A 24,905-nucleotide genomic window follows, 5' to 3' on the forward strand; every position below is an offset into this window, starting at 1 on the left:
ATGGCTCGATCATTCGCCGAATTCGGCAACGCGCTCTACACCGGTGAGAAGTCGATCGACTTCGTCGGCCGCCGCAAGACCTGGTACGTCATCTCGATCGTGCTGATCGTGCTCTCCATCGCCGGTCCGCTGCTGCGCGGCGGCTTCACGTTCGGCATCGAGTTCACGGGCGGCAGCCAGTTCCAGGTGCACCTCTCCGACGGGCAGGATCGCGATCCGGCGATCGCTGAAGCAGCTGTCGCAGAGGTGCTCCCGTCGAGCGCACCGCGCGTCACGGAACTCGGTCTGACCGACGTGCGCGTGCAGACCGAGGCGCTCGACGACGCGGAGAACCGCGCGGTCACCGATGCACTCGCCGAGGGGTACGGCGTCACCGCCGACGAGGTGACCTACTCCTACATCGGTCCGGCGTGGGGGCAGGACATCACGAAGCAGGCGATCATCGCGCTCGTCGTGTTCATCCTGTTCGCCGCGCTGATCATGGCCATCTACTTCCGCACCTGGAAGATGTCGCTCGCGGCCATGATCGCCCTGTTCCACGACCTCGTGATCACGGCCGGTGTCTACGGCATCTCCGGCTTCGAGATCACCCCGGCCGCGATGATCGGCTTCCTGACGATCCTCGGGTACTCGCTCTACGACACCGTGGTGGTCTTCGACAAGATCCGCGAGAACACCGCACCGGGTGAGCTCAACGATCGGCGCACCTTCTCGGAGTCGGTGAACCTGGGCGTGAACCAGACCCTCGTGCGGTCGATCAACACCTCGGTGGTCGCCCTGCTGCCCGTGGCATCGATCCTCTTCATCGGAGCGTTCGTACTCGGGGCCGGCACGCTTCGGGACATCTCGCTGGCGCTCTTCATCGGGATCCTCGTCGGAGCCTACTCGACGATCTTCATCGCCGCGCCCGCCTATGCGCACCTGCGCGAGGGAGAGGACGCGATCAAGCGGCGCGACGAGAAGGTGCTGCGCCTCCGCGCGAAGCAGGAGCACGAGCAGGCGGAGGAGCAGGAGCAGACGGAGAGCGAGTCGATGCGGGGCTGATCGCACCCGACGCCTCGTGCCGGGCTCCCGGCCGCTTTGCTTTGCACCGCTCGCCGCGTGTACTGTTCAAACATTCGAGGGAGGACGCAGGTGGTAGCTAGCGACGTCACGCACGGCGGTACAGCGCTGCGACGCCTGGTGCCGCGCATCTTCTCCCGCGGCAGTTCGCCCGGGGCGGTCGATCAGCTCGTGCGCACGGTGCGCGGCAACTACCCCCGCGCCGATCTCTCGATCATCGAGCGGGCGTACACGGTCGCCGAGCGCGCGCATCGCGGTCAGAAGCGGCGCAGCGGCGAGCCGTACATCACGCATCCCATTGCCGTGGCCCAGATCCTCGCAGAGTTGGGGGTTGCACCCGTGGCAATCGCGGCCGCGCTGCTGCACGACACGGTCGAGGACACGGACTACGGGCTCGACCAGCTCACCGACGATTTCGGCGACGAGATCGCCATGCTCGTCGACGGGGTCACGAAGCTCGACAAGGTGAAGTATGGCGACTCGGCGCAGGCCGAGACCGTGCGCAAGATGGTGGTCGCGATGTCGAAGGACATCCGCGTGCTCGTGATCAAGCTCGCCGACCGTCTGCACAACGCGCGCACCTGGGGGTTCGTCTCGAGCGACTCGGCGAAGCGCAAGGCCCAGGAGACCCTGGAGATCTACGCGCCCCTCGCGCACCGTCTGGGGATCCAGTCGATGAAGACCGAGCTCGAGGATCTCTCCTTCGCCGTCCTGAAGCCCAAGCTCTACGCCGAGATCCAGAATCTCGTGTCGCAGCGCAATCCCCAGCGCGACGAACTGGTGGGAGTGGTGATCAGTTCGATCGAGTCCGACCTGCGCGAGGCGAAGATCCGCGGCGAGGTCACCGGGCGTCCCAAGGAACTCTACTCGATCTATCAGAAGATGATCGTGCGCGGGCGGGATTTCGACGACATCTACGACCTCGTGGGCATCCGAGTGCTCGTGAATTCGATCCGCGACTGCTACGCGGTGCTCGGTGCGGTGCATGCGCGGTGGACCCCGATCCCGGGTCGATTCAAGGACTACATCGCCACGCCCAAGTTCAACCTCTACCAGTCGCTGCACACCACCGTCATCGGGCCCGATGGTCGCGCGGTCGAGATTCAGATCCGCACGGTCGAGATGCACCAGCGCGCCGAGTACGGCGTCGCCGCGCACTGGAAGTACAAGCAGCGGCAACCCGGTCAGCAGGACGGGCCGAGCTCCAACGACATGGCGTGGCTCGCGCACATCTCCGACTGGCAGGCCGAGACGGAGGATCCGAGCGAGTTCCTCGACGCGCTCCGCTTCGAGATCGGCGCGAAGGAGGTCTACGTCTTCACGCCCAAGGGTCGGGTCATCGGACTCCCCGCGGGCGGTACCACCGTCGACTTCGCGTATGCGGTGCACACCGAGGTGGGGCACCGCACCATGGGCGCCCGCGTGAACGGACGTCTCGTGCCGCTCGAGACCTCGCTGCAGAACGGCGACGTCGTCGAGGTGTTCACCTCGAAGGATCCGAACGCGGGGCCCAATCAGAACTGGCTGACGTTCGTCAAGAGCAAGCGCGCGCAGAACAAGATCCGCCAGTGGTTCACGAAGGAGCGCCGCGAGGAGGCAGCGGAGACCGGCAAGGTCGAGATCACCAAGGCGCTGCGCAAGCAGGGGCTGCCACTGCACCAGGCGATGAACTCGGCGGCACTGCAGCAGGTCGCCCTGCAACTGCGATACGCGGATGTGACCGCGCTGTACGCAGCCGTGGGTGAAGGGCATGTCTCGGCGCAGTCGGTGATCGAGAAAGTCACCGCGCTCGTCTTCGACGAGCAGACCTCGACGGAGCCGGCGCTCTCGACCCTGCCGATCATCGAGGCGCCGCGTGCCCGGAAGGCGGGCGGAGAGAGCGGTGTGGTGGTGACGGGCGCCTCGGACGTGCTCGCAAAGCTCGCGAAGTGCTGCACCCCTGTGCCGGGCGACGAGATCCTCGGTTTCGTGACGAAGGGGCAGGGCGTCTCGGTGCACCGTGTCGACTGCCACAATTTCATGCAGTTGCGCACGCAGCAGGATCGTGTCGTCGAGGTCGAGTGGGCGCCGAGCGCCAAGAGCGTGTTCCTCGTGCAGATCCAGGTGGAGGCGCTCGACCGCTCCGGCCTGCTCTCCGATGTCACCCGCACCCTCTCCGAGCATCACGTGAACATCCTCTCTGCGTCGGTGAACACCTCCAGTTCGCGTTTGGCGATCAGCCGATTCGTGTTCGAGATGGCGAATGCCACGCATCTCGAGCACGTGCTCAATGCCGTGCGCCGCATCGACGGCGTCTACGACGTCTACCGCATTCAGAGCTGACCCGAGCCGCGAGACCAGCCGAGTCAGAGCTGCCTCAGCCGGGCGCGCGCCACCGCCCGGTAGTGGGGATGCTGCAGTTCGAGCCGGCGCTCGACGCCGGAGCGGCCGTCTGCGACGAGTCGCAGCAGCAGCCTGCAGGCGAGCCTGTGACGATGCCCGAACACGTGCGGCACCCGCAGCAGATCGTAGATCGTCTGCTCGGGATCGGTGACGGCGAAGCCGTCCAGGGAGCGCAGTGCCCCTTCGGGGTAGGCGAACTGGTGGAGCTGATGATCGCGGCGCGCGCGCTGCGCAGGACGCCGCCGACCCGTGGTCGAGAGTTCGAGCATCGGGTCGGGACGCCGTGCGGCGCCCCAGATCCAGGCGGCGCTCATGCGGATGGCGATGCGGTCTGGAGTGAGCCAGGGGGCCAGCGCTGCCGCCCGCACCCGAGGCGTCTCGGGCCACCCGGCTGCGCGCACGCCGGGGCCGCAGCGCACGAGGCTGCCACGCAGCAGTTCTGCCGAGCGCACGGCTTGCGGCCAGCGGTCGAATCGGGGAACCGGAGGAAGCGCCGACGGCGTATGCACGTGCGGACGGGCAGGCGGGCTCAGGGCGCGAGGAGAATGCTGGGGCATAGCTCCATCGTCGCCCGTCGCCGCTCGATGCGCCACCGCGGTCGGGCGGCCTGTGGAGAACCCCGCCCTGGGAGCGAAGCGCCGAGGCGACTCGGGATCAGTCGCCGATCGCGGCGAGCCAGGACTGCTGCGCCGCGAGCTTCTCCTCCGCGTCTGCCTGGGCGCGCGTATCGCCCGCGTTGCGGGCCGTCTCGATCTGCGCCTCGAGCTCGGCGATCGACGCCTCGAGCTGCCCGCGCAAGCCCTCGCTGCGCGCCTTCGTCTCGGGGTTCGTCTTGCGCCAGTGCTCGTCCTCGAGGCGCTTCACATGGTCCTCGATCTTGCGCAGACGGCCCTCGACGTCGCGCAGCGCCTCGCGCGGGACGCGCCCGATCTCGTCCCAACGCAGCTGCACCTCGGTGAGGCGCATGCGGGCTGCCGCGTGATCCTGCTGCTGCAGGATCGGCTCGGCCTGGTCGAGCAGCTGCTGCTTGGCCGTGAGATTGGCGGCGTACTCCTCATTGGTCTGCGCGACCTCGGCCGCCTTGGCCTCGTAGAGCACGTCGCCGGCGGCCTTGAACCGCGCCCAGAGCTGGTCGTCGAGCTTGCGGCTTGCGCGGCCGGCCGCCTTCCACTCGTCGAGCAGGCCGCGGTAGGCGGGAATGCCATCGATGCCCTTCGGGGCGAGCGCCTCGGCGGCGGAGATGATCCGCTCCTTGCGCTGCCGCACCTCCTTGTTGTTCGCGTCCATCTGCGCGAAGTGGGCGCGGCGCGCCGAGTCGAAGGTCTGGCGTGCCGAGCGGAAGCGTTTCCAGAGCGCGTCGGCCTGCGCCTTCGGGATCTGCGGGCCGCCGCGCTGCGCGGCCTGCCAATCGGCGAAGAGCTGCTCGAAAGCCTGGCTGGTGTCCTTCCAGCGGATCGACGTCTCCGGCTGCGCCGCGAGCCGCTCGGCCTCCGTCACGATCGCCTCGCGCTTCTCGAGGGCCTCCGTGCGCGCCGCCTCGCGCTCCGCCTGCTGCTTCTCGCTCAGCTCGGCGGTCCTGCCGGCGAGCTTGTCGACGCGCTCGCGCAGGGCGGCGATGTCGCCGACGGCCGCGGGCTCGACCAGTTGTGCGCGCAGCTTCGCCACCGTGTCGGCGGCGGAGGCGTCGGCGGTGCCGCGGGCGATGCGCGCCTCGAGCAGCGCGACCTGTCCCTCGAGGTCGGCGTACTTGCGCGTGAAGTAGGCCAGCGCTTCCTCGGGAGTGCCGTCGGGGAACGAGCCCACGACGCGTTCGCCCTCGCCCTCGCGCACGTAGACGGTGCGGTCGTCGTCGACGCGCCCCCAGGTCGTTTCGTTGCTCGCTTCACTCACGGTTCTGCTCACCTGTCGTGTGTGGGTCGGCGCGCCGACCGGTACGGGATAGACCCCTCCACTATGCCACAGCGCCCGCTCGCGCCGTGAGGTCGGAGGCCCTCGGTAGCATGGGCGTGTGGACTCGAGACCCGTACCGTCGCAGACCGCGCCCCTGGCGGTGCGCATGCGGCCGCGCACCCTCGACGAGGTGGTGGGGCAGCAGCATCTGCTGCGTCCCGGCTCCCCGCTGCGCACGCTCGCCTCGGGCGCCGACCACGGGGGAGGCGCGGTGTCGGTGATCCTCTGGGGGCCGCCCGGCACGGGCAAGACCACGCTCGCGCAGGCCATCGCGCACTCGAGCGGCCGCCGGTTCGTGGAGCTGTCGGCGATCACGGCGGGCATCAAGGACGTGCGCACGGTGATGGAGCGGGCGCTCAACGACCGCGATCTCTACGACATCGCGACGGTGCTCTTCCTCGACGAGATCCACCGCTTCACCAAGGCGCAGCAGGATGCGCTGCTGCCCGGTGTGGAGAACGGCTGGGTGACGCTCGTCGCCGCGACGACCGAGAATCCCTCGTTCTCCGTGATCAGTCCGCTCCTGTCCCGGTCGCTGCTGCTGACGCTGGAACCGTTGGAGGACGCGGATCTGCGCGCACTGCTCGAGCGCGCCGTCTCCGATCCGCGCGGGCTCGGCGCCCAGGTGTCCGTCGACGACGAGGCGCTCGACGCGCTGGTGCAGCTCGCGTCGGGCGACGCCCGCCGTGCGCTCACGGGTCTCGAAGCCGCCGCGGCATCCGCCCTCGCGATGGACGAGGCCGGGGGCGAGCCGCCGGTCGTCACCCCCGAGATCGTGTCGGCCTCGGTGGATCGCGCGCTGCTGCGGTACGACCGCAACGGGGACCAGCACTACGACGTGATCAGCGCATTCATCAAGTCGATGCGCGGATCGGATCCCGACGCCGCGATCCACTACCTGGCGCGCATGATCGAGGCGGGGGAGGATCCGCGATTCATCGCGCGCCGGCTCATGGTCCACGCGGCGGAGGACGTGGGGATGGCGGATCCGCACGCGCTGCAGGTCGCGGTCGCCGCCGCGGAGGCGACCCAGCTCATCGGTCTCCCGGAGGCGCGGATCCCGCTCGCCGAGGCGACGATCTACATCGCCACCGCGCCGAAGTCGAACGCGGTCATCAGCGCGATCGACGCGGCGATCGCCGATGTGAAGCGCGGCAACTTCGGGCTGGTGCCGAAGCACCTGCGCGACGCGCACTATCCCGGAGCGAAGCGCATGGGGCACGGCAAGGGGTACCGCTACCCGCACAGCGACCCGAGGGGCGTCTCCCCGCAGCAGTATCTGCCCGATGAGCTGCGCGACCGGGTGTACTACGAGCCCACGCAGCACGGCAACGAGCGGGAGGTCTCCGACCGTCTCGAGAAGATCCGCCGCATCACACGCGGCGGCTGAGGCCCGCAGGCGGTGGTGATCTGGTAGACTGATCGCTGGCCAACATCGCTCCCGCTGCCGGCTGCACGCGGGAAGCGCATGGCAGGCGCCCTGTAGCCGGGTTTCTGCGATGGTCGTTCCCTCACCGAAGACGGTGTGCTGCGTCGCGTGCATGACTCGTTCATGCGGGCGCAGCGTGGCCGAGAGAACACGCGGTTCGCGAAGCATCGCGATCCGCACACAGAAACCCGAAAGGACCCACGTGTCGACTACGTCGCGTACCCGCTCCCAGACCCGCCGATCCCGCGCACTCGGGATCGCCCTCACGCCGAAGGCGGCCCGCTACCTCGAGAAGCGCCCCTACGGCCCCGGCCAGCACGGCCGCACCAAGCGCAAGAGCGACAGCGACTACGCCGTGCGCCTGCGCGAGAAGCAGCGTCTGCGGGCCCAGTACGGCATCCGCGAGAAGCAGCTCGTCATCGCCTTCAAGGAGGCGCGCCGCCAGGACGGCCTGACCGGTGAGAACCTCGTCGAGCTGCTCGAGATGCGTCTCGACTCGCTCGTGCTGCGCGCCGGCTTCGCCCGCACCACGGCGCAGGCGCGCCAGCTCGTCGTGCACCGCCACATCCTCGTCGACGGCAAGATCGTCGATCGCCCGTCGTTCCGCGTGAAGCCGGGCCAGCTCATCCACGTCAAGGAGCGCTCGGAGGGCCTCGAGCCCTTCCAGGTCGCCGCTGCCGGTGGTCACGCCGAGGTGCTGCCCAACGTTCCGGGCTACCTCGAGGTCGAGCTCGACAAGCTCCAGGCGCGTCTCGTGCGCCGCCCGAAGCGCGCTGAGGTCCCGGTGACCTGCGAAGTGCAGCTCGTCGTCGAGTACTACTCGGGCCGCTAAGCACGCGAGCACCCCTGGGGGCGCCGGAATCCGAGCGATCGGGATCCGGCGCCCTCTGCGTTCCCCGGCCGTTCCTCCCGTGCTGCGGATGGGGCTACCGCTAAGCTTGAGGGGTGCGTCACTCGCGCGGCGGATCCGTCGCGCTCGTACGGCGGAGGAGGAACCGGACATGCGCAGACTGCTGTGGCTCTCGAGCGGCGTGGTGGTGGGCTTCATCGCCGCCCACCTCGTCAACCAGACCCCCGAGGGGCGGCGCTTCTTCGCCCGTCTGAATCGCGGAGTCGAGGAATTCAACCGCGCCTTCTCGGCCGGGTATCGCGAGGCCGAGGGCGAGGCCGAGGACCTGATCGACGACGTGGAGGAGGCGCTGCGCAGGCTGCGCGACAGGAACGCGGCCGACTGAGCGGCGATCCCGACTCACATTCACCCCACACTTCAGAAGGACATCGCTCGGATGCAGACCGCAGAGATCCACCGCCGCTGGCTCGACTTCTTCGAGAAGCGGGGGCACACCGTCGTGCCCTCGGCGTCGCTCGTGAGCGACGACCCCAGCCTGATGTTCACGGTGGCCGGCATGGTGCCCTTCGTGCCCTACCTGTCGGGACTGGTGCCCGCGCCCTATCCGCGCGCGACGAGCGTGCAGAAGTGCATCCGCACCAACGACATCGAAGAGGTGGGCAAGACCCCGCGCCACGGCACGTTCTTCCAGATGTGCGGCAACTTCTCCTTCGGCGACTACTTCAAGGAGGAGGCGATCCGCTTCGCCTGGGAGCTGCTCACCACGAGCGAGGACGACGGCGGGCTCGGTTTCGATCCGAAGGATCTGTGGGTCACGGTCTACGAGGACGATGACGAGGCTCTCGCGCTCTGGAAGCGGCACTCGACGCTGCCCGACGAGCGCATCCAGCGTCTCGGCAAGGACACGAACTACTGGTCCACGGGACAGCCCGGTCCCGCGGGGCCCTGCTCCGAGATCTTCTACGACCTCGGTCCGGACGCCGGTGTCGACGGCGGCCCCGCCACCGACGACGACCGCTACGTCGAGATCTGGAACCTCGTGTTCATGCAGTACCAGATCACCGATGTCGCGTCGAAGACCGACTTCACGATCGTGGGCGAGCTGCCGAACAAGAACATCGACACGGGCATGGGGCTCGAGCGCGTCGCGTTCATCAAGCAGGGCGTGCAGAACATGTACGAGATCGATCAGGTGCGTCCGGTGCTCGATCGTGCGGCGGAGCTCGCGGGCAAGACCTACGGCGCGAACCACGAGGACGACGTGCGTCTGCGCGTGATCGCCGACCACGTGCGCAGCGGACTCATGCTCATCGCCGACGGCGTGACGCCGTCGAACGAGGGTCGCGGCTACATCCTGCGCCGTCTGCTGCGTCGCGTGATCCTGTCCATGCGGCTGCTCGGCGTCGACGGCCCGACGTTTCCCGAGCTGTTCCCGGTGTCGCGCGACGCGATGCAGGCGGCCTACCCGGAGGTGGCGCGCGAGTTCGAGTTCATCTCGCGCGCCGCGTACGCCGAGGAGAAGACCTTCCTGCGCACGCTCGCCTCGGGCATCCAGATTCTCGACGCCGCGGTGAGCGGAGCCCGGGGCGCCGGTGGAGAGGTTGCGGGCGACACCGCGTTCCTGCTGCACGACACCCACGGGTTCCCGATCGAGCTGACGCTCGAGATCGCGGAGGAGGCCGGGGTGTCGGTCGACCGCTCGGTGTTCGCGACGCTCATGCAGGAGCAGCGGGACCGGGCCAAGGCCGACGCGAAGGCCAAGAAGGGGCAGCGGGCCGACCTGTCGGTCTACACGGAGCTGCGCGGTCTGGGCGAGACGCTCTTCACCGGGTACGACGAGCTGAACCACGAGAGCCGCGTGCTGGGCATCGTGGTCGACGGCGCTCCCGTGCGCGAGGCCCGCGAGGGCGAGGTCGCCGAGATCGTGCTGGCCGAGACGAGCCTCTGGGCGGAGTCCGGCGGCCAGGACTCCGATCAGGGCGTGATCGTGGGCGACGGTTTCGAAGCCGAGGTGCTCGACGTGCAGAAGCCCGTGCCCGGCCTCATCGTGCACACCGCGAAGGTCGTCGTGGGCACCGTGGGCCTCGACGCGCGAGCCGAGACCCGCGTCGACCCCGACTACCGTCGCGGCGCCACGCAGGCGCACTCGGGCACGCACGTGGTGCACGCCGCGCTGCGCGAGGTGCTGGGCGCGAACGCGCACCAGGCGGGCTCGTACAACAAGGCCGGCTATCTGCGCCTCGACTTCACGCACGGCGAGGCGCTCTCCGCCGCAACCCGCAGCGAGATCGAGGAGATCTCGAACCTCGCGATCCGCTCCGACTACGACGTGGTGACCCGCGAGATGCCGCTCGACGAGGCAAAGGCCCTCGGCGCGATGGCGCTCTTCGGCGAGAAGTACGGCGATCGTGTGCGGGTGGTGGATATCGGCGGCCCCTGGTCGCGGGAGCTGTGCGCCGGCACCCACGTGGAGAGCTCGGCCGAGATCGGCATGATCAGCCTCGTCTCCGAGAGCTCCGTGGGCTCGACGAACCGGCGTCTCGAGTCGCTCGTCGGCATCGAGGCCTTCCGCAATTTCGCGGCGGAGCGCGCCATCGTGCAGCAGCTCACGAGCGGACTGAAGGTGCCCCGCGCCGAGCTCGTGACCAAGGTGCAGGATCTCGGCGCGCAGCTGCGCACGGCAGAGAAGCGGATCGCGGCGCTCGAGGCGGAGAAGCTCGCGCAGCGAGTGCCGGAGCTGCTCGCGGGCGCCGAGGAGCTCGGCGAGGTGCGCGCGGTGCTCGGGTCGCTCGGCGGCGTCGGCTCGGCCGACGACGTGCGCGGGTTGGCCCTGCAGCTGCGCGATCGTCTCGGCGCGGAAGCCGGCGTCGTGGTGCTCGCGGGCGATGCGGGCGGCAAGCCCGTGGTGATCGCGGCGACCACTGCGGCGGCACGCGATCGCGGCGTGCGCGCCGGGGATCTCGCGAAGCTCGGCGCTCAGGTGCTCGGAGGCGGCGGCGGCGGCAAGCCCGACCTCGCTCAGGGCGGCGGCACCGACCCCGCGAAGATCGACGAGGCGCTGGCCGAGATCCGTCGGAGCCTGGCGGCGTGAGGGGCCGGGTCTAGTGCGCACCGGCGTGCGACTCGGGATCGACGTGGGCAAGGCGCGCGTCGGCGTGGCGCGGAGCGACCTGCACGGCATGCTCGCCACGCCGGTCGAGACCGTGCCCCGAGACCTCGCGGGTGACGCCGACCTGGCGCGCATCGCGGCGATCGCGAGCGAGCTCGAGGCCGTCGAGGCCGTGGTCGGGCTTCCGCTGAACCTGCGCGGAGAGCGGACTCCGTCCACGGAGGATGCCGAGCGCTTCGCGCAGCGCCTCGCCGACCGCCTCGACGCACCGGGCGTGACCGTGCGACTCGTCGACGAGCGCCTGTCGACGGTGTCGGCGCAGGGACAGCTGCGGCAGGCGGGCAAGAAGACCAAGCAGAGCCGATCCATCATCGATCAGGCCGCGGCGGTGGTGATCCTGCAGCACGCTCTCGACGTCGAGCGCGCCCGGGACGACGCGCCTGGCCAGGCGGTCGTTCCGCGCGAACGGTCCGGGGAGGAGACCCAGTCATGAACGCACGCACTCGCAGCGAGCCCCGGCACGTCGGGAGGCGGATCCTCATCTCCCTCCTCGTGGTCGCGCTGCTGCTCGGCGGGCTCGTCGCGGCGGGCGGCTACCTGTGGGCGCAGTACGGCGGGCAGATCTCACAGCTCTTCGGCTGGACCAGCAACGACTACGAGGGCGAGGGCCACGGTGAGACCGTCGTGGTCATCACGGAGGGCGAGATCGGCGAGGATATCGCTGCGACCCTCGCCGAGGCCGATGTGGTCAAGACCTCGGAGGCCTTCTACGAGCTCCTGCTCGCGCAGGAACCCGCCGTCGAGTTCCACCCCGGCTCGTACCGGGTGAAGCTGCAGATGAGCGCCCAGGCCGCGCTCGACGCGCTGCAGGATCCCGAGAACCGCATGGCCTTCACGGCGATGATCCCCGAGGGCAAGACGGTCGACCAGACCCTCGAGCTCGTGTCGGCCGGCGCCGACATCCCGCTCGAGGAGCTGCAGGCCGCGGCCGAGGACGTCTCGGCCTTCGACCTCCCGGCCGGCGTCGACAGCCTGGAGGGCTGGCTCTTCCCGGCGACCTACGAGTTCGAGGAGGAGACGACGGGCACGGAGGCCATCGCGCGCCTCGTGCAGGAGCAGAAGGCGGTGCTCGACGAGTTCGGGGTTGCCGTCGACGACCGCGAGCGCGTGCTGAACATCGCGGCGATGGTGCAGCGGGAGGGCGGCCGGATCGAGGACTTCGGCCGGGTATCGCGGGTCATCCAGAATCGACTCGACCAGGGGATGCTGCTGCAGATGGACTCGACGGCCCAGTACGGCATGGGCCAGCACGACGACGGCAGCGTCTGGTCGACCGACGAGGCGCTGGCCGACGACAATCCGTGGAACACCTACGTGCACGAGGGGCTCCCGCGGGGCCCGATCGCCAACCCGGGCCGCGATGCCATCGCTGCGGCGATCGCCCCGGAGGAGGGGGACTGGCTGTACTTCGTCGCGGTCGACCTCGACACGGGCGAGTCGGTGTTCTCGGCGACGCTCGAGGAGCACAACACCGCGGTCGAGCAGCTGAACCAGTGGTGCGCGGCCAATCCCGGCAAGGGGTGCTAGTGACGCCCGGGGAGCAGGATCCCGATCCTCGGGACGGGGTGCTGCGCGAGCGCCTCGCCGTGCTGGGCTCGCCGATCGCCCACTCGAAGTCGCCGGCGATCCACGCCGCCGCCTACGAGGCGCTCGGTCTCGACTGGGGGTACGGCCGCCGCGAGCTCGACGCACCCGCTCTCGGACCCTTTCTGGCCTCCCGCGGGCCGGAGTGGCGCGGCTTCTCACTCACGATGCCACTGAAGGAGGAGGCCCACCGGATCGCGTCGGTGCTCGATCCGATCGCGGCCGAGAGCGGCGTCGTGAACACGCTGCTGCGCATCGCGAGCGGTGTGGGCGACGGTCCGCGCTGGGCGGGGTTCAACACCGACGTGACGGGTCTCGCCGCCGCGATCCGGGGCGCCGGGCTCGACGCGAGCAGCACGATCGTGCTGGGCTCGGGGGCCACAGCGGTTTCCGCGATCCTCGCCGCCCGGAGACTGGGCGCTCGGCACGTCGAGGTCGTGGCGCGCAACGTGGAGGCGATCGCCGACCTGGTCGCGCGTTTCGGGAGCTCGCGGGAGTCGGACACCGGGGCGTGGCTGCACGTCTCAGGGACCCCTCTGCAGAGCTTCGAGCGGGGTTTCCATCCGCATGATCCCGCCGCAGGCGCCACCCTCGTCATCTCGACGCTGCCGGGGCCGGCGGCGCGAGACCTCGAGCTCCCCGCGGAGCTGACGCGCCTCCCGCTCTTCGACGTGGCCTACGATCCGTGGCCCTCGCCGCTCGCGGAGCGGTGGCGCGCCGCCGGGGGAGAAGCGCACGCCGGCACGGACATGCTCGTCGAGCAGGCCCTGATCCAGATCCGCATCTTCCGCGGCGGCGACCCCGCGACACCGCTGCCGGACGAGGGCACGGTGCTCGCGGCGATGCGCGCGGCACTGTGACGCGGCACGCGTGACGTGCGCGAGCCGCCCGCCGCATATGGGAGGATAGAGGGTATGCTGCGTTGGCTTACCGCCGGAGAATCTCACGGCCCCGAACTGATCGCGGTCCTCGAAGGACTGCCCGCTGGTGTCCCCGTCTCGCTAGACGGCATCAGGGAGGATCTCGCCCGTCGCAAGCTCGGCTACGGCCGCGGCTCGCGCATGAAGTTCGAGCAGGACGAGCTGCACCTCTCGGGCGGCGTGGTGCAGGGCGTCTCCATCGGCGGGCCCGTCGCCATCCGCATCGGCAACACCGAGTGGCCGAAGTGGACCGAGGTGATGAGCGCGGAGCGCACCGAGCTCTCGGAGAAGTCGCGGGGCCGCGGCGCGCCGCTCACGCGCCCGCGTCCCGGGCACGCGGACCTCGCGGGGATGCAGAAGTACGGCTTCGACGAGGCCCGGCCCGTGCTGGAGCGGGCGAGTGCGCGCGAGACCGCGGCGCGAGTGGCCCTCGGTGCCGTGGCGCGCGCATTCCTCGCCGAACTGGGGATCCGGCTCGTGAGCCACACCATCTCCATGGGAGACGTCGCCGTGCCCGCGGGGTCGCCGCTGCCGCGGCCCGAGGACGTGGCCGCGCTCGACGCCGATCCGCTCCGCTGCTTCGACGGCGACACCAGTGCGCGCATGGTCGAGGAGGTCGACGACACGAAGAAGTCGGGCGACACCCTCGGTGGGATCGTCGAGGTGCTCGCCTATGGTCTGCCGGCCGGTCTCGGATCCTACGTGCACTGGGACCGCAGGCTCGACTCGCGCATCGCCGGAGCGCTCATGGGCATCCAGGCCATCAAGGGGGTCGAGGTCGGCGACGGCTTCGAGACCACGCGGCGCCGCGGCTCTGCGGCGCACGACGAGCTGCACATCGACGACGGACGGATCGCTCGCGACACCGGACGCGCCGGCGGCATCGAGGGCGGCATGACGACCGGCCAGGTGCTGCGCGTGCGGGCCGGGATGAAGCCGATCGCCACCGTGCCGCGGGCCCTGCCGACGATCGACATCGCGACCGGCGAGGAGTCGAAGGCGCATCACCAGCGCAGCGATGTCACCGCGGTGCCGGCATCCGGCGTGGTCGCCGAGGCGATGGTGGCGCTCGTGCTGGCCGATGCGGTGACCGAGAAGTTCGGCGGCGACAGCGTGGCCGAGACGAAGCGGAACCTCGAGTCGTACCTGGCGGCGATCCCCGAGCGGCTGGCGACCGTCATCGAATCGTGAGCGCGCACCGGCGGGCGAACCGGGACGCCGGGCCCCCGGCCCAGCGGCCGAAGCCCGGACCGCCCACGGCGCCGATCCGGCAGGTGCCGGGATCGGGCGAGGCCGCGAGCGGCGCCGCCGGCGCGGGCCGTCCGACACCCGCCGCGGCCAAGCCGCGCAGGCGGCGGCGCCGGCGCGGCGGATCCCGTCTGCCCGATCGGGCCATCGTCTTCGTCGGGCCCATGGCCGCGGGCAAGACGAGCCTGGGCAAGCGGGTGGCCCGCGAACTCGGAATCCCGTTCGTCGACACCGACGCGGTGTTCGTGCGTCAGCACGGGGTCATCACCGAGTTCTTCGCGACGCACGGCGAAGCGGAGTTCCGCCGGCTCGAGGCCGACGTCATCGAATCGGAGCTTTCCGCCCCGGGGAGCCGCATCGTCGCCCTCGGCGGCGGTGCCGTGATCACGGAGCGCACGCGCCGATTGCTGCAGGACCACCCGGTGGTGCTGCTGATGACCACCCAGGAGGCCGTGCTGCGCACGGCGAATCTGGCCCGTCGGCCGTTGCTGCGCGATGATCCCGAAGCGTGGGGTCGCATCCTGGAGGAGCGCCGCCCCTTCTACGAGGAGGTCGCCGACGTGACGTATCGCACGGATCGCGCGACGAAGGAACAGCTCGCCCGCCGCGTCGCCCAGTGGGCGCGGGGATACGCGAGGAAGCAGAACGAGAGGGAGCAGTAGATGAGCGACGCCACCGTCATTCCGGTCACCGGTGAGAGCGAGTACGCGGTGACCGTGGGGCGCGGGGTGCTCGAGCGTCTGCCCGAGGCCCTCGGCGACCGCGTGGCGAAGGTGCTCATCGTGCACACGGCCACCGTCGGTAAGCTCGCCGACGAACTGCGCGCGGCGCTGCAGGAGCGCTACGGGCAGGTACTGCTCGCCGAGGTGCCCGACGCCGAGGCAGCGAAGCGCGTCGAGGTGGCGGCATTCTGCTGGCAGATCATGGGGCAGGCCGACTTCACGCGCACGGACGCGGTGATCGGTCTGGGCGGGGGAGCCGTCACCGACCTGGCCGGTTTCGTCGCGGCCACCTGGCTGCGCGGTGTGCGGCTCGTGCAGATCCCCACCACGGTGCTCGGCATGGTCGACGCCTCGGTCGGCGGCAAGACCGGAATCAACACGGCCGAGGGCAAGAACCTCGTGGGATGCTTCTACGCCCCGGCGGCGGTGCTCTGCGACCTGGACCTGCTAGCGACGTTGCCGAAGAACGAGATCCTCGCCGGCTTCGCGGAGGTCGCCAAGTGCGGCTTCATCGCCGAGCCCGAGATCCTCGACCTCATCGAGGCTGACACCGACCGCGCCACCGACCCCGCGAGCCCCGAGTTCCAGCGGCTCATCGAGCTCGCGATCGGGGTGAAGGCGCGGGTCGTGTCCGAGGACTTCCGCGAGGGCGGGCTGCGCGAGATCCTCAATTACGGGCACACGCTCGGGCACGCCATCGAGCATGCCGAACGGTACCAGTGGCGGCATGGCGTGGCGATCTCGATCGGCATGATGTACGCCGCCGAGCTGGGCCGGATGGCCGGCTCGCTCTCCGACGCGGCCGTGGAGCGGCACCGGAGGGTGCTCTCGGCGCTCACGCTGCCGCTCTCGTACCCGGCCGGGCGCTGGCCCGGACTGCTCGCCGCCATGCAGCGGGACAAGAAGGCGCGCGCCGGCATGCTGCGCTTCATCGTGCTCGACGACATCGCCAAGCCGCGCGTGCTCGCGGGCGTGGACGATTCGATGCTGCAGTTCGCGTATCAGGAGATCGCGGGCTGAGCGCTCGCGATCGGGTGCCCGGAGCGGGGCACGAGCGTGCGGCGCGGCGCGGCGCTCACCCGATCCGGAACCCCTGACCCGCGAGGATCAGCGCGAGCACGCGACGATCCTCGCGGTGCATCACGCCCTCCACGAATCGGGTGAGCGCCCGATCCAGGGAGACGGATCCCGCGCTCCCCGCGACCTTCTGGAGCACCGCGACGAGCGTGCGCGGCGCGAGCACCGCCTCCTCGAGCCCCGGGCGGCCGTCGATCTCGCGCTCGGTGCTCACGAACTCGCCGAAGCCCTCGCCGTGCTCGCCCGCGAACACCTGCTGGCTGATGAAGGCCGCCCGGGCGACGCGCAGGAGCTCGTCGACCGAGAGCTCATCGGGCAGCCGACCGTGCGGGTCGGCGACCGCGGCCGCGGCGAGCAGCGCGTTCTCGGCCGGGAACTCCTCGTAGCCGAGGCCGGTGTCCGGGTAGTGCACCCGGTAGGCGTTCGCGCCGAAGCGGTTGACCAGCTCGGCGCTGAGCCGGTCGAGCCCGCGATAGCGGTGCGGGGTCTGCTCGTTGGCGGTGGCGAGGATCGCGAAGCCCGGGGCGATCCGCACCTCGCGGCCGGCGTCCTCCTGCACGCCGAGCACGTCGCCCGGCCGCAGCTGCAGGATGCGGTTGAGCCGCTTGAGGAACTCGGCGGGCATGGCGTTGAGCTCGTCGAGGATCACCGGGCGGCCCTCGGTCATCGCGCGCAGCAGCGGGCCGGGCACGAAGGCGCTCACCGTGGCTCCGCCCTCGGCGCGCAGCTCGTGGGTGCCGATGAGCTGCGCGCTCGTGATGTCGCCGTAGCCGGAGACGAGCTCGGGCTCATGTCCCACCGCTTGCCGGGCCAGGTGCTCGGCGAGCGCGGTCTTCGCCCCTCCGGTCTCGCCGACGAGCAGCACGGGAGCGCCGCGCAGCACCGCGGGCAGGGCCTCGGCGATGATGCCGGTCATCCGATCGGTGAGCAGCAGGCCGTCGCGCAGCTGGCGGCGCGCCTCGCGCAGGCGCAGCGCGCCGAGGGCGTCGAGCACGACGTCGCGCCGCGCGGAGGTGGTGACCGCCGCGCGCCAGTCGCTGCGGCCAGCACCGGCATCCTCGCGGAGACCGGCGTCGTCCCGGAGGGCGGCCGCGCTGGTGCGCTCGGACGCGGTGAGGGAGCGCCCGCCCGCGATCGCTCGCGCGACGATCGCGTCGGCCCCCTCGAGCGCGCGTCGCCGGCGCTCCGACTCGCGACGCGACTCGGCTGCGATCCGCAGGGTGCGCGCCTGCTCGTCGAGCGCGAGCTCGATCGCGGACCGGTGCTGCGGGTCGTCCAGGATGCCGGTGAGTCGTTCGTCGAGCCTCCGGAGGTCGTCGCGGTGCACCTCGGCCTCCGGGGTCGCGGGATCCGCCGCGAAGAGGGCCCGGCGCACGCGGCGCCGCTCCTCCGAGGTCGCCCGGGCCTCGCGCAGTACGGGGTCCGCATCGAATGCCAGCATGTCCGTCACGCTATCAGTACCCCGTGTGCGCTTCGATCGTTCGCGCCCTCGGCCGCGCGGCGGTGGCGCGCATCCCCGATAGGGTGAGGGCATGGAGGCGCGCGAGGGGCTGCAGGCCGCCGGGGCGCTGCTCGGGATCGCCGTCACCGTCACTGACGATCCCGCGTGGGAGCTGGTGCGGCCCGACGGTCGCCCCGCCGAGCTGCGGGTCGGCCTCGGCTGGTACGCGGCGCGCGGGCACGGACCCGAAGAGGCCGTGGCGCTCGCACTGCTGCAGCTGTGGGAGAGCGTGCGCGGCGAGACGCGGGCACCTGACCGCGCCCGTCGGGCGCGCTCGGTCGTGACGGCGCGGCCGGAGTCCGAGCCGCTGGTGGCCGCCGTCGTGCGCCTGCAGGCCGCAGCGGAACTGCTCGTCGCGATGCCGGGCCTGCGCCCGAGCCTCGCGTCCGCGCTCGAGCGCAGCGTGCCGAACGAGGTCTTGGAGCAACCGCGGCATCTGCAGTGGGTGACCGTGCTGCTGCGGGCGGGGCTGGGGTGCGATACCGCGAGCGCCGGCGCCGATGCGGCCGAGGAATGGCGGGGGCTGCAGCGCCTCGGCGCAGGAGACTTCGATCCCCTGCGGCGCGTACTCGCTCCGGACCCCCAGCGGCGTCCGCTGGAGCGATTCGAGCGGGCGCTCGCGCTCCTGCTGCCGCCTTACGAGCGCCTGCTCGCGCTCGACGCCCGCGAGCGCGGCCTGGGCGAGGCCCCGGACGGCGCGACGGCGCAGGAGCACGAGGGCGGCGCCGAGACCGAGGACTTCGGTGCCGCGGGTGCCGGGGCCGACGCGGAGCCGGGCGCCGAACGGGCCGAGGCGGAGGGGGGCGACGCCGTTCCCCCGGGCGCCGATGAATCGCGCGCGCGACCGGGCGAGGGGCGGCAGACCGCCGAGGGATCGGACCTGTTCGCTGCCGAGCAGGCGGGCTTCGTGAGCGCGTACCTGGCGACGCCGCTGCCCGCGGAGGGTGCGCTCGTACAGGCGCTCGTCGAGCTCGACGCGGCCAGCGAGGCTGCCGGGAGCAGGCGGGAGGAGCAGCGTGACGACGACCGGACGGCGGCGGGCGCCGCCGGCAGCGGCGCGGCGCTCGCGGCGGCCGAGTACCGCGCCCGAGCCGCCGAGCTCACTCCAGCCATCGAGCGCATGCGAGAGGTCTGGGCTCGGGTGATCGCGGAGCGCGTTGCACGGGTGCGCACGATCGGGCGGCGCGCGGTGCCAGAGGGCGAGACGCTGGACCCGCAGTCGCTGGCGGGGGCGTTCGCCGAAGCACGGTCAGGCGTGCAGCGGCCCGCGGCGTTCCTGCGCCGCGAGACCCGGCCGCGGCGCACCCGCCGCGCCGGCAGCACCGACTACGTGGTGCTCGTGGACCGCTCGGCCTCGATGCAGGGGCGCCCCGCCGCCGCCGCGGCCGACGCGACGCTGGTGATGCTCGAGGCGCTCGCCGGCGCCGAGCGCGACATCGCCCACGCCGAGGAGCGCCAGGGCATCGAGCTGGATCTCGACATCCGCACCGCTCTCGTGCTCTTCGACGCCGAGACGCAGCTGGTGAAACCCCTCTCGCGCGGACTCGACGACACCGTGCGCCTCGACATGGTCGCGGGCATCCGATCGCCGCGGGGGTCCACGAACGACGGCGCCGCGCTGCGGCTGGCAGCGGAGCAGCTCGGCCTGCTCGGCGGCTCGACGGGCGACGGCCGGGAGCGCCGGCGCGTAGTGATCGTGGTGAGCGACGGCGGCTCCAACGACGAGGCCGCATCGGCCCGGGAGATGCTGCGCCTGCGATCCGCCGGTGTGGGGGTGCACGGCATCGGGATCGGCTCGGACGAGGTCGTGCGCCGCTACGCGCCGAGCAGCAGCCGCGTCGACGACCCGCGCGAGATCGCCGAGGCGATGCAGCGGCTCGTGGAGAGCGAACTGCCGTGAGACACTGGTCATCGCGAAGGGAGGCTGCGCATGGCGCCGACGGATGAGGGCTCGGGAGCCCGGCTGGCTCGGGTGCTGTTCCCGGACCTGGCGGCCGACCTCGATTCGGCGCTCGCCGGGAGCGGGGCCGGCGCGGATCAGGGTTTCGACGCCTGGCTCGACGGCCGCACCGAGGTCGTGCGCGCCGAACTGGGCGGCGCCGCGTTCGGCGCCGTGGACGACGCGGCGTCGCGGGAGCGCTTCGAGCGGGCATTCGCCGCCGCTCGCACCGTCGCGGGGTGGGTCGGGCTGCGGGTGCCCGAGCCGGAGGCGTTCGCGTCGGCGGGCGTCGACTTCGCCCGGCTGGGGGCGGCCCTGGCCGCCGATCCCACGCTCACCCCGGTGGCAGCCCCCTACGGTCTGGGCGCCGACGGGTGGCGGAGCCTGTTCGCGCGTGCCGCGAGCGAGGAGCGGAGCCCGCTGGGCCCGCTGGGCTCGCCCGGCGGTGGGGGAGGTGCGACGGCGGACGCGCGCGGCGACGGCGCGCCAGTGGCCCAGCCGCTCGTGCTTGCGAGTGAGGCCGAGCGTGAGTTCTCGCTGCTCGACATCGTGCCCGATCGCTCGGCGCCTGCGCCGCACGGCCCTGAACGGGCGAGCTCCGTGCGCTGGACGCTGCGCCTGGTGCCCGCGGGACTCGCGCCTGCGGTGCTCGGCCTGAGCTTCGAGCACGGGCCGCACGCGTCGCTGCCGGAGATGCTCATGCTGCAGCTGACCCGCGTCGTCGCGGGGGACCCGCTCGTCGATGCGCGCAGCTTCACCTGGCTCGCGGGCGCGCTCGCCGACGGTCGCCTCGCCGCCCGGCACGTCTACGACTCCGCCGAGCGCGTCGTGCGCATCAATTGCCGCGAGGTGGGTCATCAGGGGCCGCACCTCGGCGCCCGGCCGCCCGTGGGCTAAGCAGACGGCGTGTCCGGCAGGCGCACCCGCGCCACCCCCTCTGCGGCCGCCACGAGAGCGCCGAGATCGATCTCCACGGATCCCTCTCGGATGCCGGCTCGGCCGTAGACGAAGTGGAGGTCTGCGGGACCGGCGGGAGGCAGCGGCCACAGCCAGGCCTGCAACTCCGCGGTCCAGCGGTGGTCGTCCCCTCCGCCTCCACCTCCCAGCATGGTTAGAGAGGCGCCTTCGGGCTCCCTGTCCCAGTTCGCCTCGGGATCCCCGAGCGAGTCGACCCGGCTGTCGTCGGCGAAGGCGAATCCCACGCGCAGCTCCTGCCCGATATCGGCGGGTTGGTGCCCGAATCCGGTCAGGCCCCTGAGCTGATCCCTCTGTTCGGGGGAGAGCGCCGAGGAGAAGCGGACGTCGAGCCTCAGCACGAACACGATGCCGTCGCTGTAGACGTCTGCTCGCTGCAGGAACAACGCGGCCCCGGGTGCGCTCGCGAGTTCTCGAACCAGCGGGACCGCGACCGGGATCTCGTCCGGGCTCGGCTGGATCCAGGCGGGCACACGGGTCTCCTCGTGATCGGGTTCGTCGCGATCCGTCAGCGCAGTGAAGAAGCTCATACCCCTATTGAAGCAGGGGGATCTCGCGCCGTTACTGAAGCAGGAGGGAACTCGCGCTGTGGGACGTCGAGCGGGCATCTGGGGCCCGGGTTCGTTCCGAATCCGGGATTCGTTCCGGCATCGGGCTGCGCTCGGACATGCTGATGAAGAGGACCCGGCCGGGTGGTCGTTCGCGGTAGCGGCGACCGGTCGGGGATCTCCAGTCGAGCGCGCCGTCCTCCTGCTGCCATACTCGCCAGCCGCCGTGGTGTTTCAGCGTGTGGTGCCCGCGGCAAAGGTGGGCGAGGTTGTCGGTGGCGGTCGCACCCCCGAGGGCGGCATCGACGGTGTGATCGATATCGCAGCGGGCGAGAGGCGCGCGGCAGCCAGGGAAGCGGCAGTGCTGATCGCGTGCGGAGAGATGCCGGCGCATCGCCGCGCTCGGACGGTAGCGGTCGACCGCGAGCAGGGTGCCGGAGTTCTCGGGTGGGGTGCCGGAACTCGCGAGCAGGGTGGCGGAATGCGCGAGCACGGCGCTCAGATCTGCGGGCACCCCGCCGGGATCATCCGTGAGTGCCCCGCCCGATCCGACGTGGACGCGTACGAGCTCCCAGGAGTTCGAACCACCGGCGAGCCGCCGCGCGGTGTCCGTGTCGATCGGTCCGTAGCCGGCGAGCGTGGGAGCGGGGCGTGCAGTGGGCGACCCAAGCTCCTCGCTCATGTCGGCATGGTCGGAGCCGTCCGGGGAAGTCAAGCACTCCACCGGGACGACCACCTGCACCTGAGCGCGCGGCGCTCCCCGTCCCGCACTCGCGTGAGGCGATGCAGGTTTCGAGGCAGCGCCGAGGACGATCTCGGCGAGCAGATCGGCCCGGATCTCGTCGCGGGTGCGTCGCTCGGACGGCAGGTCGGTATCCCGCTCGGCCTGCGCGGCCTGCGCGCGCTCGATCTCGCGGCTCCTGCGGGTGAGCTCGGCGTAGATGCCGTGCTCCTCGGCGGCGGTCAGATGCGCGACCAGGTCGGACATGCCGTCGTCGCCGTCGGCCAGGTACACCCGGCGTCTCCTGCGCGCCTCAGCGTGCCGCTCATCGAGCGGCCGCTGCGCGTACTGCTCGGCGATGCGCCGGGCGATGGGGCGCAGGCGGCTCGGCGTCTCGAATCGCGCGTGCTCGAGCACCGCGTGCTCGTAGCCGGCTCGGCGGAGCACCGCGTCCGGATCGTCGGCATCGCCGACGACGATCCCGGCGTCGACGATCACAGCGGTGTGCTGCTCGGAGATCGACCCGTCGCGCAGCGCATCGAGGGTGCGCGGATACGAGAAGGTGAGGGCGTGGGCCCGGTTGAAGCACCGTTCGACGGTCTGCTCGCTGTGGCGCAGCGCCGCAGCGGCCTCGGCTCGGACGGTGCGATACAGGATCTCGCCGCCCCGTCCGGTGGGAATGCTGCGGAGCCCGGTGCCGCTCCCGGCGGCGGCCACGTCGAACACGGAGGCGAAGGCCTCGAGCCGGGCCGCCTCGGCCACCCGCACCGCCCGCTCGGCGGCCTCGAGTCGAGACAGCGCGGCATCCAGCGCCGCGACGCGTGCGTCGAGTGCGGCCGGAGCAGAAGACGGGATGGGCATGCCACGAGTACATCAGGGACCACTGACATTCATGGTGTGGATCCTGCGACTCGCTGCGCTCGCGCAGGATGACGGGGTGCGGGTGCTCGCGCGGGATGACGGGGTGCGGGTGCTCGCGCAGGATGACGGGGTGAGGGTGCTCGCGCAGGATGACGGGGTGAGGATCCCGCGTCCCCCGCCCGCCCGCTCACGCCCAGGTGCTGGGCGCCTCGGCCCGGGTGGACGGGAGCCTGGTGGACCGACCCCAGTCGAGGATCTCCTCGGGGACGCGCAGCCGCTCGGGATCCGCGCCGCTCTTCTCGATGACCTGGTCGACCGGGACCACTCCGCCACCGCGCCGCAGGATCCGTCCGCGCACGACGGCGCGCGCGTAGACCTCGGGACGGCGCTCGGCGTCGGGACGCACGAAGCGCTGCTCGATGTAGACCGCCTGCTCGTCGAAGCCGAGGATGCGCGACTCGATCCAGAACCGCATCCAGGGATTCAGCGACTTGCGGTACGAGATGGTCTGCCCGACGACCACGGGATACCACCCCTCGCGCGTGAAGAGATCCCACACGCCGTTGCGCTGGATGAGATCGAACCGGGCGACGTCCATGACGGAGAGGTATTTGCCGTTATTCATGTGCCGCAGGATGTCGAGGTCGGTGGGCCACACGCGGAACCGGGAGCGAGAGACGTCCTCGAAGCCGATGGGGCCGCCCCGGCGACCCACGAACCACTGGTGCCAGAGGGTGCGAAAGATCATGTGCATGGCCGCGAGCCTAGGCGGCGAATCGCCGCACGCGCACGCCGTTTGTGCGAGACCTGCAAGGGATCGCGCTCGTGCGGTGTAGAATTGATCGGCGCTGGATCGCGCTCGAACCTCACAGAACCCGGAGAAGGCTGAGCATATGGCAACCTCGAACGACATCAAGAACGGCACCGTGATCAAGGAGAACGGTCAGCTCTGGAGCGTGGTCGAGTTCCAGCACGTCAAGCCCGGCAAGGGGGGCGCGTTCGTGCGCACCAAGCAGAAGAACGTGGTCTCCGGCAAGATCATCGACAAGACCTACAACGCCGGCGCGAAGATCGAGACGGCCAACGTCGACCGTCGCGACTACCAGTACCTCTACCAGGACGGCGCCGACTTCGTGTTCATGGACACCGCCGACTACGATCAGCTGACCGTCGCGGGCACCGTCGTGGGCGACTCGGCGCGCTTCATGCTCGAGAACCAGCAGGTGCAGATCGCCCTCCACGAGGGCGAGCCCCTCTACCTCGAACTGCCCGCCTCCGTGGTGCTCGAGGTGACGTACACTGAGCCCGGCCTGCAGGGCGATCGATCCACGGGCGGCACCAAGCCCGCCACCGTCGAGACCGGTGCCGAGATCCAGGTGCCGCTGTTCCTCGAGACCGGCACGAAGGTCAAGGTCGACACCCGCACGGGCGACTACCTCGGCCGCGTCAACGACTAGCCGACGCCTCGATGAGTGCTCGTACCAAGGCGCGCAAGCGCGCCCTCGACATGCTCTTCCAGGCCGATGTGCGCGAGGAGCCGCTCCTCAGCATCGTCAACGCCGAGGCGAAACGGGCCGCGGGAGAACCCGATCGTGCGGCCTCGTGGCTGTACGCGCGGGAGATCGTCGACGGGGTCGCCGATCACCGCGACGAGATCGACGAGCTCATCATGAGCTACGCGCAGGGGTGGACGCTCGACCGTATGCCGAACGTCGACCGCGCCCTGCTGCGCCTGGCCGCGTGGGAGATCCTCTTCAACGCGGAGGTGCCCGCTGCCGTGGCGATCGACGAGGCCGTGGAACTGGCCAAGGAGTACTCCACCGAGGACTCGAGCCGATTCGTCAACGGGGTGCTCGGCCGCATCGCCGACCACGCCGCGGCGTGACCGCGCGTCGTCGCGCGGTGCGATAGACTGGCGGAGTTGCAGCTTTTCTTTAACTCCCGTCCCGTGAGGCGGAGAAGGGGGG

General features: G+C 71.0%; 22 protein-coding genes. 16 read left to right on the plus strand and 6 right to left on the minus strand.

Annotated elements, in window-relative coordinates; translation table 11 throughout:
- Nucleotides 1–1,044, plus strand: a complete 1,044-nt coding sequence (secF, locus tag EVS81_RS00110) for a protein translocase subunit SecF (protein WP_130108595.1) — start codon at nucleotides 1–3, stop codon at nucleotides 1,042–1,044.
- 90 nt (nucleotides 1,045–1,134) lie between these two features.
- Nucleotides 1,135–3,384: a RelA/SpoT family protein gene (locus EVS81_RS00115; protein ID WP_130108596.1), complete on the plus strand. Its 2,250-nt coding sequence runs from the start codon at nucleotides 1,135–1,137 to the stop codon at nucleotides 3,382–3,384.
- 23 nt (nucleotides 3,385–3,407) lie between these two features.
- Here EVS81_RS00115 and EVS81_RS00120 read toward each other — a convergent pair whose 3' ends face one another.
- Both EVS81_RS00120 and EVS81_RS00125 read right to left on the minus strand, forming a co-directional pair.
- Complete coding sequence (locus EVS81_RS00120) at nucleotides 3,408–4,001, minus strand: hypothetical protein (protein ID WP_130108597.1); 594 nt, start codon at nucleotides 3,999–4,001, stop codon at nucleotides 3,408–3,410.
- A 97-nt stretch (nucleotides 4,002–4,098) separates the two neighbouring features.
- Nucleotides 4,099–5,334 carry a DUF349 domain-containing protein gene (locus EVS81_RS00125; protein WP_130108598.1) on the minus strand — a complete coding sequence of 412 codons (1,236 nt, stop codon included), beginning with the start codon at nucleotides 5,332–5,334 and terminating at the stop codon, nucleotides 4,099–4,101.
- A gap of 166 nt (nucleotides 5,335–5,500) precedes the next feature.
- On the opposite strand from EVS81_RS00125, the gene EVS81_RS00130 reads away from it, so the two are divergent.
- The 10 genes from EVS81_RS00130 to aroB all read left to right on the plus strand — a co-directional run bounded on the left by EVS81_RS00130 (nucleotide 5,501) and on the right by aroB (nucleotide 16,336).
- Nucleotides 5,501–6,784, plus strand: a complete 1,284-nt coding sequence (locus tag EVS81_RS00130) for a replication-associated recombination protein A (protein ID WP_130111195.1) — start codon at nucleotides 5,501–5,503, stop codon at nucleotides 6,782–6,784.
- Between the two features lie 241 nt (nucleotides 6,785–7,025).
- Entirely contained in the window at nucleotides 7,026–7,655 is a 630-nt protein-coding gene (rpsD, locus tag EVS81_RS00135) for a 30S ribosomal protein S4 (protein WP_130108599.1), read from the plus strand.
- Between the two features lie 169 nt (nucleotides 7,656–7,824).
- The gene (locus tag EVS81_RS00140; protein WP_130108600.1) at nucleotides 7,825–8,058 is read left to right on the plus strand and encodes a hypothetical protein; all 234 of its coding nucleotides are present in this window, start codon (nucleotides 7,825–7,827) and stop codon (nucleotides 8,056–8,058) included.
- A gap of 51 nt (nucleotides 8,059–8,109) precedes the next feature.
- Nucleotides 8,110–10,764, plus strand: a complete 2,655-nt coding sequence (gene alaS / locus EVS81_RS00145) for an alanine--tRNA ligase (RefSeq protein ID WP_130108601.1) — start codon at nucleotides 8,110–8,112, stop codon at nucleotides 10,762–10,764.
- Between the two features lie 13 nt (nucleotides 10,765–10,777).
- Nucleotides 10,778–11,275, plus strand: a complete 498-nt coding sequence (gene ruvX, locus EVS81_RS00150) for a Holliday junction resolvase RuvX (RefSeq protein WP_130108602.1) — start codon at nucleotides 10,778–10,780, stop codon at nucleotides 11,273–11,275.
- Nucleotides 11,272–12,369 (plus strand): endolytic transglycosylase MltG, encoded by a 1,098-nt coding sequence (gene mltG, locus EVS81_RS00155; RefSeq protein WP_130108603.1) that lies wholly within the window; start codon nucleotides 11,272–11,274, stop codon nucleotides 12,367–12,369. Before ruvX ends, mltG begins: the two co-directional genes overlap by 4 nt.
- Nucleotides 12,369–13,286, plus strand: a complete 918-nt coding sequence (locus tag EVS81_RS00160; RefSeq protein WP_240739892.1) for a shikimate dehydrogenase family protein — start codon at nucleotides 12,369–12,371, stop codon at nucleotides 13,284–13,286. Before mltG ends, EVS81_RS00160 begins: the two co-directional genes overlap by 1 nt.
- A 54-nt stretch (nucleotides 13,287–13,340) precedes the next feature.
- Nucleotides 13,341–14,537 (plus strand): chorismate synthase, encoded by a 1,197-nt coding sequence (gene aroC / locus EVS81_RS00165; RefSeq protein WP_130108604.1) that lies wholly within the window; start codon nucleotides 13,341–13,343, stop codon nucleotides 14,535–14,537.
- A complete protein-coding gene (locus EVS81_RS00170) occupies nucleotides 14,534–15,256 on the plus strand; it encodes a shikimate kinase (protein ID WP_130108605.1) in 723 nt (240 codons plus the stop codon). Before aroC ends, EVS81_RS00170 begins: the two co-directional genes overlap by 4 nt.
- Complete coding sequence (gene aroB / locus EVS81_RS00175) at nucleotides 15,257–16,336, plus strand: 3-dehydroquinate synthase (RefSeq protein WP_130108606.1); 1,080 nt, start codon at nucleotides 15,257–15,259, stop codon at nucleotides 16,334–16,336. It begins immediately after the preceding gene.
- A 55-nt stretch (nucleotides 16,337–16,391) separates the two neighbouring features.
- Here the strand turns inward: aroB and EVS81_RS00180 are convergent, their stop codons facing one another.
- Nucleotides 16,392–17,834 (minus strand): AAA family ATPase, encoded by a 1,443-nt coding sequence (locus EVS81_RS00180; RefSeq protein ID WP_240739893.1) that lies wholly within the window; start codon nucleotides 17,832–17,834, stop codon nucleotides 16,392–16,394.
- Nucleotides 17,835–17,925: 91 nt separating this feature from the next.
- On the opposite strand from EVS81_RS00180, the gene EVS81_RS00185 reads away from it, so the two are divergent.
- Together EVS81_RS00185 and EVS81_RS00190 are read left to right on the plus strand one after the other, a co-directional pair.
- On the plus strand, nucleotides 17,926–19,794 hold the full coding sequence (locus EVS81_RS00185) for a vWA domain-containing protein (RefSeq protein ID WP_130108608.1): 1,869 nt from the start codon (nucleotides 17,926–17,928) through the stop codon (nucleotides 19,792–19,794).
- A 30-nt stretch (nucleotides 19,795–19,824) separates the two neighbouring features.
- Nucleotides 19,825–20,730 carry a hypothetical protein gene (locus EVS81_RS00190; RefSeq protein ID WP_130108609.1) on the plus strand — a complete coding sequence of 302 codons (906 nt, stop codon included), beginning with the start codon at nucleotides 19,825–19,827 and terminating at the stop codon, nucleotides 20,728–20,730.
- Here EVS81_RS00190 and EVS81_RS00195 read toward each other — a convergent pair.
- The 3 genes from EVS81_RS00195 to EVS81_RS00205 all read right to left on the minus strand — a co-directional run bounded on the left by EVS81_RS00195 (nucleotide 20,727) and on the right by EVS81_RS00205 (nucleotide 23,692).
- Nucleotides 20,727–21,338 (minus strand): hypothetical protein, encoded by a 612-nt coding sequence (locus tag EVS81_RS00195; RefSeq protein ID WP_130108610.1) that lies wholly within the window; start codon nucleotides 21,336–21,338, stop codon nucleotides 20,727–20,729. The genes EVS81_RS00190 and EVS81_RS00195 overlap by 4 nt on opposite strands.
- 31 nt (nucleotides 21,339–21,369) lie before the next feature.
- Nucleotides 21,370–22,938 carry an HNH endonuclease signature motif containing protein gene (locus EVS81_RS00200; RefSeq protein ID WP_130108611.1) on the minus strand — a complete coding sequence of 523 codons (1,569 nt, stop codon included), beginning with the start codon at nucleotides 22,936–22,938 and terminating at the stop codon, nucleotides 21,370–21,372.
- A 187-nt stretch (nucleotides 22,939–23,125) separates the two neighbouring features.
- Nucleotides 23,126–23,692, minus strand: coding sequence for a thioesterase family protein (locus tag EVS81_RS00205; protein WP_130108612.1), 567 nt, complete (start codon nucleotides 23,690–23,692; stop codon nucleotides 23,126–23,128).
- 139 nt (nucleotides 23,693–23,831) lie between these two features.
- Between EVS81_RS00205 and efp the strand changes: the two genes are divergently transcribed.
- Nucleotides 23,832–24,395 (plus strand): elongation factor P, encoded by a 564-nt coding sequence (efp, locus tag EVS81_RS00210; protein ID WP_130108613.1) that lies wholly within the window; start codon nucleotides 23,832–23,834, stop codon nucleotides 24,393–24,395.
- A gap of 11 nt (nucleotides 24,396–24,406) precedes the next feature.
- Entirely contained in the window at nucleotides 24,407–24,823 is a 417-nt protein-coding gene (nusB, locus tag EVS81_RS00215) for a transcription antitermination factor NusB (protein ID WP_130108614.1), read from the plus strand.
- The last annotated feature ends 82 nt before the right edge of the window (nucleotides 24,824–24,905 follow it).

This window comes from Leucobacter triazinivorans, assembly GCF_004208635.1.
Taxonomy (GTDB): Bacteria; Actinomycetota; Actinomycetes; order Actinomycetales; family Microbacteriaceae; genus Leucobacter; species Leucobacter triazinivorans.

Excerpts from the sequence above, each read along its gene's own strand:
- secF (WP_130108595.1), top strand. The coding sequence starts at position 1 with ATGGCTCGATCATTCGCCGAATTCGGCAACGCGCTCTACACCGGTGAG.
- EVS81_RS00190 (WP_130108609.1), top strand. The coding sequence starts at position 19,825 with ATGGCGCCGACGGATGAGGGCTCGGGAGCCCGGCTGGCTCGGGTGCTG.
- EVS81_RS00205 (WP_130108612.1), bottom strand. The coding sequence starts at position 23,692 with ATGCACATGATCTTTCGCACCCTCTGGCACCAGTGGTTCGTGGGTCGC.
- alaS (WP_130108601.1), top strand. The coding sequence starts at position 8,110 with ATGCAGACCGCAGAGATCCACCGCCGCTGGCTCGACTTCTTCGAGAAG.
- aroC (WP_130108604.1), top strand. The coding sequence starts at position 13,341 with ATGCTGCGTTGGCTTACCGCCGGAGAATCTCACGGCCCCGAACTGATC.
- EVS81_RS00120 (WP_130108597.1), bottom strand. The coding sequence starts at position 4,001 with ATGCCCCAGCATTCTCCTCGCGCCCTGAGCCCGCCTGCCCGTCCGCAC.
- nusB (WP_130108614.1), top strand. The coding sequence starts at position 24,407 with ATGAGTGCTCGTACCAAGGCGCGCAAGCGCGCCCTCGACATGCTCTTC.
- EVS81_RS00200 (WP_130108611.1), bottom strand. The coding sequence starts at position 22,938 with ATGCCCATCCCGTCTTCTGCTCCGGCCGCACTCGACGCACGCGTCGCG.
- EVS81_RS00185 (WP_130108608.1), top strand. The coding sequence starts at position 17,926 with ATGGAGGCGCGCGAGGGGCTGCAGGCCGCCGGGGCGCTGCTCGGGATC.
- EVS81_RS00195 (WP_130108610.1), bottom strand. The coding sequence starts at position 21,338 with ATGAGCTTCTTCACTGCGCTGACGGATCGCGACGAACCCGATCACGAG.
- efp (WP_130108613.1), top strand. The coding sequence starts at position 23,832 with ATGGCAACCTCGAACGACATCAAGAACGGCACCGTGATCAAGGAGAAC.
- EVS81_RS00140 (WP_130108600.1), top strand. The coding sequence starts at position 7,825 with ATGCGCAGACTGCTGTGGCTCTCGAGCGGCGTGGTGGTGGGCTTCATC.
- aroB (WP_130108606.1), top strand. The coding sequence starts at position 15,257 with ATGAGCGACGCCACCGTCATTCCGGTCACCGGTGAGAGCGAGTACGCG.
- EVS81_RS00130 (WP_130111195.1), top strand. The coding sequence starts at position 5,501 with ATGCGGCCGCGCACCCTCGACGAGGTGGTGGGGCAGCAGCATCTGCTG.
- EVS81_RS00180 (WP_240739893.1), bottom strand. The coding sequence starts at position 17,834 with ATGCTGGCATTCGATGCGGACCCCGTACTGCGCGAGGCCCGGGCGACC.
- mltG (WP_130108603.1), top strand. The coding sequence starts at position 11,272 with ATGAACGCACGCACTCGCAGCGAGCCCCGGCACGTCGGGAGGCGGATC.